Annotated in this window: 11 protein-coding genes; 4 read left to right on the forward strand and 7 right to left on the reverse strand. The window is 56.1% G+C overall.

Going from position 1 to position 11577, the window contains the following annotated elements; translation table 11 throughout:
* Positions 1–574, reverse strand: a 574-nt coding sequence (locus tag JHD74_RS16445) for an FAD-dependent oxidoreductase (protein ID WP_199063103.1), incomplete at its 3' end; no start/stop codon positions are given.
* Between the two features lie 285 nt (positions 575–859).
* Between JHD74_RS16445 and JHD74_RS16450 the strand changes: the two genes are divergently transcribed.
* Positions 860–2143 carry a cytosine deaminase gene (locus JHD74_RS16450; protein ID WP_065684032.1) on the forward strand — a complete coding sequence of 428 codons (1284 nt, stop codon included), beginning with the start codon at positions 860–862 and terminating at the stop codon, positions 2141–2143.
* Positions 2144–2198: 55 nt separating this feature from the next.
* On the opposite strand, the gene tsgA is transcribed toward JHD74_RS16450, so the two are convergent.
* The 6 genes from tsgA to JHD74_RS16480 all read right to left on the reverse strand — a co-directional run bounded on the left by tsgA (position 2199) and on the right by JHD74_RS16480 (position 8005).
* Complete coding sequence (tsgA, locus tag JHD74_RS16455) at positions 2199–3383, reverse strand: MFS transporter TsgA (RefSeq protein WP_021181688.1); 1185 nt, start codon at positions 3381–3383, stop codon at positions 2199–2201.
* 233 nt (positions 3384–3616) lie between these two features.
* Positions 3617–4597 (reverse strand): LacI family DNA-binding transcriptional regulator, encoded by a 981-nt coding sequence (locus JHD74_RS16460; RefSeq protein ID WP_173408578.1) that lies wholly within the window; start codon positions 4595–4597, stop codon positions 3617–3619.
* 89 nt (positions 4598–4686) lie between these two features.
* Positions 4687–5997, reverse strand: a complete 1311-nt coding sequence (locus JHD74_RS16465) for a 6-phospho-beta-glucosidase (RefSeq protein ID WP_065684034.1) — start codon at positions 5995–5997, stop codon at positions 4687–4689.
* Complete coding sequence (locus JHD74_RS16470; RefSeq protein WP_065684047.1) at positions 5994–6332, reverse strand: PTS lactose/cellobiose transporter subunit IIA; 339 nt, start codon at positions 6330–6332, stop codon at positions 5994–5996. The genes JHD74_RS16465 and JHD74_RS16470 overlap by 4 nt, the downstream gene beginning before the upstream one ends.
* Before the next feature lie 25 nt (positions 6333–6357).
* Positions 6358–7683, reverse strand: a complete 1326-nt coding sequence (locus JHD74_RS16475; RefSeq protein ID WP_065684035.1) for a PTS sugar transporter subunit IIC — start codon at positions 7681–7683, stop codon at positions 6358–6360.
* Between the two features lie 16 nt (positions 7684–7699).
* Positions 7700–8005, reverse strand: a complete 306-nt coding sequence (locus JHD74_RS16480; RefSeq protein WP_065684036.1) for a PTS sugar transporter subunit IIB — start codon at positions 8003–8005, stop codon at positions 7700–7702.
* Positions 8006–8316: 311 nt separating this feature from the next.
* Between JHD74_RS16480 and ppiA the strand changes: the two genes are divergently transcribed.
* From ppiA to btsR, 3 genes are all read left to right on the forward strand, one after another.
* Positions 8317–8886: a peptidylprolyl isomerase A gene (gene ppiA / locus JHD74_RS16485; RefSeq protein ID WP_021181682.1), complete on the forward strand. Its 570-nt coding sequence runs from the start codon at positions 8317–8319 to the stop codon at positions 8884–8886.
* 167 nt (positions 8887–9053) lie between these two features.
* Positions 9054–10739, forward strand: a complete 1686-nt coding sequence (locus JHD74_RS16490) for a sensor histidine kinase (protein WP_021807483.1) — start codon at positions 9054–9056, stop codon at positions 10737–10739.
* Positions 10739–11464, forward strand: coding sequence for a two-component system response regulator BtsR (gene btsR, locus JHD74_RS16495; RefSeq protein ID WP_021181680.1), 726 nt, complete (start codon positions 10739–10741; stop codon positions 11462–11464). Before JHD74_RS16490 ends, btsR begins: the two co-directional genes overlap by 1 nt.
* The last annotated feature ends 113 nt before the right edge of the window (positions 11465–11577 follow it).

An 11577-nucleotide genomic window follows, 5' to 3' on the forward strand; every position in this document is an offset into this window, starting at 1 on the left:
GGTCGCCGCCCATCGGATCGAGCTGTTCTGCCATCAACATCGGCGCGAACTCGATCACGTGGGTTTCCACGCCCAGACTTTTCAGTGCGCCAGCCGCTTCCAGGCCGAGCAGACCACCGCCCACCACTGCGCCACGTTTACTGCGGCGGGCGCAGGATTCGATAGCGTTAAGATCTTCAATTGTGCGGTAAACGAAGCAGTCCTGAGTCTCTGAACCTTTGATCGGCGGGATCCACGGATAGGAGCCGGTCGCCATGATCAGCTTGTCGTAATACACCGTGCGGCCGGTATTGGAGTGGATCACTTTCTCTGCGCGGTTAATGGTGATTGCGCGCTCGCCCACCAGCACTTTGACGCCCTGTTTTTCGTAGAAGCCTTCGCGGACCAGCGAAAGTTCTTCGGCAGTGTGGTGGGAGAAATAGGAGGAGAGATGCACGCGGTCGTAGGCGATGCGCGGCTCTTCACAAAAGATGGTGATGTCGAACTGGTCTTTGTCTGCCTTTTCCAGCAGATCTTCGATAAAGCGGTGGCCGACCATGCCATTGCCGATGACCGCGAGTTGGACTCTGCTCATTATTGCCTCAAAATTCTGATTTCCTGGATGTACCTTATTCCTCCCAGAAGGCAATTTATTGATGCAGGTCAAGTTAGCCTTTATATACCTCTAAGGTGGTATGTCTATGATTTTTATCGATATTTGATAAGTTGCGGTTTTTACTCAACTTTAGCTGAATCGAGCCAGTTAATGCAAAAAATACTCATTGGGGAGTAGCCGGGGGAAGGAAAGCCAAGCGGTGATTTTGTCAGCTCGTCATTGCCCAGTATGATGAAAGAAATGGTGAGCCGAGCAGAGGTAAAAATGGCGAACAATCCGGTCAAGTTTATCGATAATCTGCGCCTGAGTGGGCATGAGGGGCTATGGCAGTTGGCCATTGAGCAGGGGCGGATCGCGCATATCATTCCACAGCCTGAGGGTCTGGAGTGGCGCAGCGACGTGTTGGATGCCGAAGGCGGGCTGGCGCTGCCGCCGTTTATCGAGCCGCATATCCACCTGGATACTACGCAAACCGCCGGGCAGCCCGCATGGAACCAGTCCGGCACGCTGTTTGAAGGCATTGAACGCTGGGCAGAGCGCAAAGCACTGCTCACCCATGAAGACGTGAAGCAGCGCGCGTGGCAGACGCTGAAATGGCAAATCGCCAACGGCGTACAGCATGTGCGCACCCATGTTGACGTATCCGATCCTACACTGACCGCGCTGCGCGCCATGCTGGAGGTCAAGCAGGAGGTCTCTCCTTGGATCACGCTGCAGATCGTGGCTTTTCCTCAGGAAGGGATCATGTCATATCCCAATGGGGAAGCCTTGCTGGAGGAGGCATTACGGCTCGGGGCGGATGTGGTTGGGGCTATCCCGCATTTTGAATTCACCCGCGAATACGGCGTGGAGTCGCTGCACAAGGCCTTTGCCCTGGCACAGAAATATGATCGGCTGGTGGACGTGCACTGCGACGAGATTGACGACGAACAGTCCCGCTTTGTGGAGACCGTGGCCGCGCTGGCATTGAAGCTGGAGATGGGCGGCAAGGTCACCGCCAGCCACACCACCGCGATGCATTCCTACAATGGGGCCTATACCTCAAGGCTGTTCCGGCTGCTGAAAATGTCCGGTATCAACTTCGTGGCCAACCCGTTGGTGAATATTCACCTGCAAGGACGTTTCGATACCTATCCCAAGCGGCGTGGTATCACCCGGGTGAAGGAGATGCTGGAGGCGGGCATCAACGTCTGCTTTGGTCATGACGACGTGTTTGACCCCTGGTATCCACTGGGTACCGCCAATATGTTGCAGGTGCTGCATATGGGGCTCCACGTCTGCCAACTGATGGGTTATGGCCAGATCGATGACGGATTGGATCTGATCACCACCCACAGCGCACGAACCCTGAACCTGACGGATTACGGTTTGCGTGCAGGCAACAGTGCCGATTTGGTGATCTTACCCGCAGACAGCGGTTTTGACGCAGTACGCCGCCAGACGCCGGTACGCTATTCGATCCGTGCTGGTGCGGTCATCGCAGCCACCCAGCCTGCGCAAACCACGCTGTATCTGGAGCAGGAAGAACAGGTCGACTTCAGGCGTTAGACATAAAAAAAGGGTTCTGCGTTGGCAGAACCCTCATGGGGAAAACTAGCAGCAGTTAGTGCGTGGTATGCCCATGGTTGCGGTGCTTGGTCACAAAACCGAGCAGCAGACACATCACAAACACGGCCAGATACAGGCCGTTGGCCGTAGTCAGCGCGGCATGGACTCCGCTGCTGGCAACGATTGGGCCGGTGACTACGAAGGTCAGCATAGTGCCGATGGTGCCGCAGGTCAGGATAAAGTTGACCAGTTTCGGTGAGGAAACCTTGGTTTGCTGAGAACCGAGCGTGATCAGCGTGGTGTAGATCGCGCTGGAGACGAAGCCCAGAGCCATGATGTAGTAGCTCAGGTACTCAGGATTATCGGTGCTGATAAACAGGTACATGGCACCCGTTGCCAGCGCAGCCAGCACGGTGACGATGCGTTGCAGGTCAAAGAAGCGCAGCACGAAGCTGAACACCCACATACCGATCATGTAAGAAGTCCAGAAATTGCTGACCACCTTGCCCGCCTGGTCGATATTCATGCCGAAGGTTTTGGTGGCGTATTCCGGTACCCATTGGATAAAGCCCAATTGGCCAAGAATGTAGCACAGCGCGGCGATAGCCAGGAACAGCACGCCGATACCCCATTTCTCTTTCACCACCGGCTCGCTGCTTTTCTCCCCTTTGTCACCCAGAACCGGGAACTCGGAACACAGCGTCAGCACGAAGATGGCCAGGTACAGCACCCCTATGCAGGCGTAAACCCAGTACCAGCCAATGCTACGCGCCAGCAGCATTGCGGCGATGATCGGGAAGATCATCCCGGCCATGCTGAAGAAGGAGTCGGTAAACAGCAAGCGTGAACCGCGTTGGCGGCCAGCATACATATGGGTGATCAGGAAGGTGCCGATCGACATGGTGATACCGCTGACCACGCCGAGTACAAACATGCACAGCGAGAACAGGGTCAGGCTTTTGCCTACCATCAGCCCGGCGATGGCCAGCAGCATCAGGATAAAGCCAAAGATCAGCTGACGTTTCAGCGGAATGATTTCCATCAGCCAGGCATTGAGGAAGATTGAAATCAAAATACCCGCGTTAAGGAAGGTAAAGGTATTGCTCATGCTGGAAACCGGCAGATTGAAATACTCTGCGATGTTTCCCATCACCATCCCTGTGACGATCACTAATGCACCGGTCAGCGCATAAGAGAAGAAGCTGATCCAGGTTAGCCGGATGCGGTTGCTGTCATTCATGTATATAGGCCTGATTATCTTTGTTGTGGTTTATACCCGTGGGCCGTCAGGCCGAAACCTGAGATCCCTGGGGTTTAAAGCTGGCATAAGGCCGCAGGTTTTTCCTGGTAAAAACTGGAAAAGATCCCGATCAGGCCACCAGGAGGCGGATCCTAGCATAGACAACGGGAGTTTATGTGACGAGCATCGATTTTTTGATGCAAGGGATGAAAGGTTTTTAGATTTTTATGTGATCAGCTACCGAGTGTGGCGATCGAATCGCGCTGGATGATGGTCGGCTCAAAGCTCACCGGCGCGGTCAGTGGATCTATCAGCAGACGAGCGGCATATTGCGCCATCTCGGTAATGGGGAAATGCACGCTGGTGAGCGCCGGGCGGACAAACGGCGCTCGCTCGCCGCTGTCGTAGCAGATTAGCGAGATATCCTGTGGTACGCGCAAATGCCGCTCATTAATTGCCAGCAGGGCACCAATCGCCATTTCTTCGTTGCAGCAGTAAATCGCCGTAGGCAGCGCTTTACTGCGCAGCAGTTGGTCAGCGCACTGGTAGCCGCTTTCCAGGTCATACACCCCTTCCGGGCAGCCTAGCGGTTGCAGATTGGCGGCCTGCATCGCATTGAGGAACCCTTGTAACCGCTGTTGGCTGGATGCTCGTTGGGCTGGACCGCTGATACAGGCAATGCGCCGATGGCCCGCGTCGATCAACTGCTGGGTAGCAAGCTGGCTGGCGTAAACGTGATCGAAGGTGACACAGCGATCTTCCAGGCCGGGGACCAGGCGATCCAGCAGCACAAAGGAGCGCTGTTCGGCAGCCAACTGGCGTAGCCGATCGTCGCTGAGGCAGCGCACATGCAGGATCACGCCGTCGCAACGCAGGCTGAACAGGCGTTGGATCGCCAGCAGTTCATTTTCCGCACTATTGCGGCCTTGGGTCACCAACAGCTGTTTACCGTTGGACTCGGCTTCGGTTTGGACGAAATCCATCAGGGCACCAAAGAAGCCGCCTCGGTATGAGGTGGTGACCAGGCCCAAGGTGTTACTTTGGCTGGATGCCAACGCCCTGGCCGCCGGGTTGGGGGTATAGCCCAGTTCGGCCACCGCCCGTTTGACCTTCTCGCGGGTGAGCGCTTTGACCTTGTTATCGCCGTTGACCACGCGTGACACAGTCGCGCGGGATACGCCCGCTATCGCTGCGACATCTTCCAGTGTCACCATTTTGCTGCTCCTGATTACGGGCTTATCCCCCCACTTGATCAGATTACAGGAGATAAGTGGGCCCGGCGAGCCGAACCCAATGTTGATGGTTATGCGTTAAACTGCGGCAAATAGGCTTTATTCACCTCCAGCACTTCTTCCAGCAGCGGCTGGGCAATTTGGGCGTTGGCGACCAGGGGATTGGTGACCAGTGCCAGCAGCCCACTGCGGCGATCGCCATGCACGGCGGCTTCTATCGTCAGCCGTTCATAGGCTTTAACCTGCTGGGTCAGCGCATGCATCGAATCCGGCAGTTGGCCAAACGTCAGCGGATGAGCGCCCTGAGCATCGACGATACAGTTGGTTTCTATCACAGCATCGTCTGGCAAACCGCGAATAGCGCCACGGTTTGCGGTATTGACCACTAATTGCGTACCGAGATTGTTGTGAATGGCACGGATCAGCTCCAGCGCCACTTCGGAATAGAAGGAACCGCCACGGAAACTGAGCTGCTCGGGCTTGCTGTCGAGATGCGGGTCTGCATACAGTTCGAACAACTCCTTCTCTACTTTCATCACCTGCTCGGCACGGGTACCACGTTCGGCTGCGGCGGCAATCTCTTCTTCCAGCATCTCTTTGGTCTGGTAGAAATAGCGGTGATAAGGGCAGGGGATCGCCCCAACGGCGCGCAGGAACTCCGGCGGCCAAGGCTCTTCCTTGATGTTGTTCATGGTCAGTGCGGCACCGTCACACAGCATGTCGATCACTTTGCCGGTCACGTCCTTGCCGTTTTGTAGCACCTGGTGGACCCACACCATGTGGTTCAACCCGGCGAATTGCAGCTGCACCTCGGCGTAAGGGGCCTTCAGCATATTGGCGATCATGTGATGCATGCTGATCGGCACGTTACACAGGCCGATGATTTTCGCCTTGGTATAGCGCGAAACGGCTTCGGTCACGATGCCCGCCGGGTTGGTAAAGTTGATGATCCAGGCATCGGGTGCCAGTTGTTCAACCTTGCGGGCGATATTCAGCATCACCGGGATGGTGCGCAGCGCCTTGGCAAAACCGCCAACGCCGGTAGTTTCCTGGCCGATCAGTTGGTATTTCAGCCCCAGGCGCTCGTCGGCGGCCCTGGCAGGCAACTGACCCACGCGGAACTGGGTGAGGACGAAACTGGCACCGCGAATGGCCTCGTCCAGGTCGAAATGCACGCTGACCTTGACCTGCTCCAGGCCGTTACGAGCCAACATTCGCTGGGTTAATGCAGCAATGATCTCGACCTTCTCCCGGCCAGGCTCAACGTCCACCAATGCCAGCTCGGTCACCGGCAACTCTTCAATTCGCAGGATCAGGCCTTCCACCAGCTCCGGCGTGTAGCTGCTGCCGCCGCCAATAATGGCGATTTTTAATGGACTCATGAGCGGGCCTCCTGCAGTGTCTGACGGCGATAAAGTTCGATCATGTCATCGGCCAGATCCTGAATGACCATGGCGTTCATCAAGTGATCCTGCGCGTGTACGGTGATCAGGGTGATGGCCAGCTTGCCGCAGCCTTCGTCCATGCCGATCAGTTGGGTCTGAATGCGGTGGGCCTGCTTCACCGCCTGCTTGGATTCGGCCATATGTTCGGCGGAGCCGGTGAAATCACCGGCACGGGCCTGTTGCAAAGCCATCAGCGCGCTACTGCGGGCGCTACCGGCAAATACCAGTAGCTCCATAATGGTGCTTTCAAAATCCTGGCTGACTTCAGCCATCAGTTCAGTCACGTTATCTCTCCTGTTACTGCGCGGCGGCGGCGTTGCTGGCTTCACGTTCAGCCTCAGCCTGCTCGTGTTCCTGCGCCATTAGTTGTTTTTCATACACCTTGAAGAACGGTAGCCAGATCGCCAGGTCTATCACCATCAGCACCAGCACCAATACGGCGGCACGGATATCCCAGGAGGCGGAGATCATCGCTCCCAGCGGTGCCGGAGCGGTCCAGGGGGCCATCGCCACCATTTTCTCCACCATGTCCCAGTGCAGGGCGAAATAAGCCAGAGTGGCGTTAACCATCGGCACCACAATCAACGGGATAAACAGCGTTGGGTTCATCACCACCGGCGAACCGAACAGCAGCGGTTCATTGATATTGAAAGCCGCCGGAACCACGCTCAGCTTGCCGATGGTGCGAAGATGAATGGAGCGGCTGCGCAAGTAGAGGAAGGCCAACACCAGCGTGGATCCAGAACCGCCGATACAGACATAGAATGACCAGAAGGGCGCGGTCAGCGTTTGGGTCATGGCGGCACCGTTGGCGACCAGCGCGGCGTTGGTCGCCAGGTTAGCCATAAAGATCGGGTTCAGCAGGCCGGTCACGATGTTGTCGCCGTGAATACCGGCAAACCACAGCAGGTTGGCAATCAGCACCGCCAAAAGAATGGCTGGCAACGTATCGCCGACGGAAATCAGCGGCTGGAACACCTGCATAATCGCGGCGGGCAGCAACAGTTGAAATTCGCTCTGCATCAGGAGGCTGACGGGGTAGACCGTCAACAGAATGCCCACCACCGGGTACAGCAGTTCAAACGAACGGGCAATGGCAGGGGGAACCTGTTCCGGCATGCGAATGGTGATGTTGTACTTTTTCAGCAGGCGGATCAGTTCGACCGACCAAATGGCGCAGATCAGGGCAGTGAATACCCCCTGGCCACCCAGAAAATCGAGGGACATCTTGTTGTCAACCTGTGGCGCGGAGGCCAGTAGGAATGCCATCAGCGACAGCAGCGCGGCGGTCAGGGCGTCCATTTTGTAGTGCTTTGCCAGACTGTAGGCGGTACCAATAGAGACAAATACGCTCATCAACCCCATGGTCATAAAGAACGGCATGGTGATGGTGTCCCAGTGCTTCTTGGCGAACCCTAACCAGGCTTGCCCGAAGCTGGAGGTGGTGGTCGCGTCAAACGGCGGGTTGGCGACGATCAGCATGATACTGCCGACGATCAAAAACGGCATGGCGCTGATAAAACCGTCACGAATGGCAATAATATGGCGCTGGCTACCGATCCGGCCAGCCAGTGGCGCGATATGGCTTTCGACCACGCGCATCAGGGAAGCGTATAGGCTCATGGGGGTCTCCGCGGCGTCAGGCGATCAGGCTGAGGGCTTTGTCTAATACCTTGTCACCGCGCAGGGTGCCGTAATCCATCATGTCGATGACGGCAACCTGCAGGCCATGCGGCTCGGCAAGCTGGCTGAAGCGGGCCAGTTCGTATTTCACCTGTGGCCCTAGCAGCACCACGCTAGCGGTTGGCAACTCGGCTTCGAAATCCGCAGCCGCTACCGCCACAATCTCCACGGCCAGCTCGCGCTTTTGCGCTTCGGTTTGCATGCGTTTGACGAGCATGCTGGTGGACATCCCCGCGGCACAGCACAGCACTATCTTCTTCATCATTGCTCTCCAGTATTATTATGGTTATCAGCGCAAATGAGAGCGCTCTCATTTATTTAGCCTAGCTGGATTGCAGAACCAAACCGGGATTTGTGTCGCAAAAAACGATGAAGGGCGAAAATGGGCAAATAATGCGTGATCGGCTTGGCAAAAATCAGTACGGGGATCATACTGTCGGCAGGAAAAACCCGGGCGCACTCAGAAACGTCCGGCAATTGAGTAAATATAGGTAAATGGCTGGCGCTGCCGGGCGCAGCTCTTTAGAATCAAAGCGCTTTCCGTTGTTTGTATCTCAAAGAAAGGACCCGTTCATGTTCAAACGTACTTTAGTGACCTTCGTTGCGCTGTGTTCCCTGACAGCTATGGCACCCGCCGCATTAGCCGCCGGTGAAACCCACGTCATGCTGACCACCTCGGCAGGGAATATCGAATTGGCGCTCGACAGTCAGAAGGCACCGGTCTCAACCAAGAACTTTATTGACTACGTGAACAGCGGTTACTACAACAACACCGTTTTCCACCGCGTGATCCCAGGTTTCATGGTTCAGGGCGGCGGTTTTACTGCGGATATGCAGCAGAAAACCACCAATGCACCGATCAAAAACGAAGCCGACAACGGCCTGCGTAACCTGCGTGGCACCATTTCCATGGCGCGTACCGCCGATAAAGACAGCGCTACCAGCCAGTTCTTCCTGAACGTGGCAGACAATGCGTTCCTCGATCATGGCCAGCGTGATTTTGGCTACGCGGTATTTGGCAAGATCGTTAAAGGGATGGACGTAGTAGATAAAATCTCCCAGGTACCCACTGGCAACGTCGGTCCTTACCAGAATGTCCCGAGCAAACCTATCGTGATCCTGTCGGCCAAAGTGCTGCCATAAATCACCCAAGCCGGTCTCTAGCTGGGGGCCGGCCTGCTTTTCCCTCCTGAATGTTTGCCTGCATCACTGTTTTTTTCGATCCCACGTGATTTAATTGCCCGCCTAAAACCAGACCGGATACCCGGCACTTTTTTGATCGCCCCCGTTGTTCAGGATGAGCCGTTTTTATGTACGAATTTAACCAGGTTTTACTGCTGCTACAGCAGATGTGCGTGTATCTCGTCATTGCTTATCTGCTGAGCAAGACGCCGCTGTTTATTCCGCTGATGCAGGTGACCATCCGCCTGCCACACAAGCTGCTGTGCTACGTCATTTTCTCGGTGTTCTGCATTATGGGCACCTATTTTGGCCTGCATATTCAGGACTCCATCGCCAATACCCGCGCTATCGGTGCCGTGTTGGGCGGGCTGCTGGGTGGGCCTTCCGTTGGTTTCCTGGTTGGCCTAACGGGCGGCTTACATCGTTATACACTGGGTGGCATGACGGACGTTGCCTGTGCGATCTCCACGGTGGCCGAAGGGCTGGTTGGCGGCATTGTGCATAGCATTGCCATGCGGCGTGGGCGTATCGATCTGCTGTTCAACCCGCTGTTTGTCGCCGGGATTGCGCTGGTGGCTGAAGTGCTGCAAATGGCGATTATCCTGATTGTTGCGCGTCCGTTCCCCGAAGCGGTGCTGCTGGTGGAGCATATCGTCCTGCCGATGCTGATCGCCAATACCATCGGTGCCGCCATGTTTATGCAGATCCTGCTTGATCGGCGGGCGATGTTTGAGAAATACACCAGTGCCTTCTCCTCCAAGGCGTTGAAGATTGCCGAACGTACCGAGGGTATTCTGCGCCAGGGGTTTGACCAGGAAAACAGCATGAAGGTGGCGCGGGTGGTCTATCAGGAGCTGGGCATCGGCGCCGTGGCGATCACCGATCGTGACAAGCTGCTGGCCTTTATCGGCATTGGTGACGACCACCATCTGCCGGGCACGCCGATCTCCTCGGTCCACTCCCATCGCGCTATCGATAACAACGAGGTGGTGTATGCCGACGGCAACGAGCTTTCTTACTGCTGCTCCATCAACGGCAATTGCAAACTAGGTTCGACATTGGTGATCCCACTGCGTGGTGAAAATCAGCGAGTGATTGGCACCATCAAACTGTATGAACCCAAGACCAAGCTGTTTAGCACCATCAACCGCACGCTGGGGGAAGGGATTGCCAGCCTGCTGTCGGCGCAAATCATGGCCGGGCAATATGAGCGCCATAAACAGCTGCTGGCCCAGTCGGAAATCAAACTGCTGCATGCGCAGGTGAACCCGCATTTCCTGTTCAACGCCCTGAATACGCTGGTGGCGGTGATCCGCCGCGATGGCGACCGGGCCTGCGAACTGGTGCAGTATCTGTCGACCTTTTTCCGCAAAAACCTCAAGCGTTCCGACGATGAGGTGAGCCTGGCGGACGAGATTGAACATGTGAACGCCTATCTGCAGATCGAAAAAGCCCGCTTTGCCGATCGGCTGGAGATCACCGTTTCGCTGCCGGAAGAGTTGCTGGCAGTGCGTTTACCGGCGTTCTCGCTGCAGCCGATTGTGGAAAATGCGATCAAGCACGGCACTTCGCATCTGTTGGGGATTGGCCGTGTCGATATTGGTGCCCGCCTCGAAGGCGATCACTTGCTGTTGCAGGTAACGGATAACGCCGGGCTGTTCCGTCAACAAACCGGTGGCAGCGGGTTGGGGATGAACCTGGTCGATCGGCGTATCCGCGTGCGCTATGGTGAAGATTACGGTGTGCAGGTCACCTGCGAGCCCGAAGCCTATACCTGCATCACCCTTAACGTTCCCTTGGCGAGGGCTGCTTGATGTTGAACGTACTGATTGTTGATGACGAGCCCTTTGCCCGCGATAACCTGCGCCACCTGCTGGAAGAGGAAGAGGGCATCACCATTATTGGTGAATGCGCCAATGCCATTGAGGCCATCAGCCAAATCCACCGCTTGCAACCGGACGTGGTGTTCCTGGACATCCAGATGCCACGTATCAGCGGACTGGAAATGGTTGGCATGCTCGATCCGAACCGTATGCCCTACATCGTGTTTCTGACGGCCTATGACGAATACGCGGTGCAGGCCTTCGAGCAGCATGCGTTTGATTACCTGCTGAAACCGGCGGAGCCGAATCGGCTGAATAAAACCCTGCAGCGCCTGCATCAGCGCCGTGCTCCGCAGAATATTGCGGCGTTGGATGAAAGCGCAGGCTACCTGAAATACATTCCCTGTACCGGCCACAGCCGGATTTACCTGCTGCGTTTCGACGAGGTGATTGCCATCCGCTCACGCTCGACCGGGGTGTATGTGGTACGCAATGACGGCATGGAGTGTTTTACCGAACTAACGCTACGCACGCTGGAAAGCCGCACGCCATTGGTGCGCTGTCACCGGCAATATCTGGTGAACCTTGAGCAGGTCAAAGAGATCCGTTTTGAAGAAAGTGGCACGGCGGAAATGATTATGTCAGTGGGGGAGCCGGTACCGGTCAGCCGCCGCTATCTCAAATCGCTGAAAGAAGAACTGGGGTTACGGGGATAGCGTTAAGCGACTCGGTTTGGCATGAGGGCACCTGAATGGTGCCCTTTTTGTTTGTCCTTGACGGGTTTACCTCTCGCTTATAGCCTTGATGATATCAACGGGCGCATTCGCGC

The organism is Serratia sp. ASV30, assembly GCF_016428815.1.
GTDB lineage: Bacteria > Pseudomonadota > Gammaproteobacteria > Enterobacterales > Enterobacteriaceae > Chania > Chania fonticola_C.

Bases quoted from the DNA above. Each gene is read 5' to 3' on its own strand.
- JHD74_RS16450 (WP_065684032.1), top strand. From the start codon at position 860: ATGGCGAACAATCCGGTCAAGTTTATCGATAATCTGCGCCTGAGTGGG.
- tsgA (WP_021181688.1), bottom strand. From the start codon at position 3,383: ATGAATGACAGCAACCGCATCCGGCTAACCTGGATCAGCTTCTTCTCT.
- JHD74_RS16460 (WP_173408578.1), bottom strand. From the start codon at position 4,597: ATGGTGACACTGGAAGATGTCGCAGCGATAGCGGGCGTATCCCGCGCG.
- JHD74_RS16465 (WP_065684034.1), bottom strand. From the start codon at position 5,997: ATGAGTCCATTAAAAATCGCCATTATTGGCGGCGGCAGCAGCTACACG.
- JHD74_RS16470 (WP_065684047.1), bottom strand. From the start codon at position 6,332: ATGGCTGAAGTCAGCCAGGATTTTGAAAGCACCATTATGGAGCTACTG.
- JHD74_RS16475 (WP_065684035.1), bottom strand. From the start codon at position 7,683: ATGAGCCTATACGCTTCCCTGATGCGCGTGGTCGAAAGCCATATCGCG.
- JHD74_RS16480 (WP_065684036.1), bottom strand. From the start codon at position 8,005: ATGAAGAAGATAGTGCTGTGCTGTGCCGCGGGGATGTCCACCAGCATG.
- ppiA (WP_021181682.1), top strand. From the start codon at position 8,317: ATGTTCAAACGTACTTTAGTGACCTTCGTTGCGCTGTGTTCCCTGACA.
- JHD74_RS16490 (WP_021807483.1), top strand. From the start codon at position 9,054: ATGTACGAATTTAACCAGGTTTTACTGCTGCTACAGCAGATGTGCGTG.
- btsR (WP_021181680.1), top strand. From the start codon at position 10,739: ATGTTGAACGTACTGATTGTTGATGACGAGCCCTTTGCCCGCGATAAC.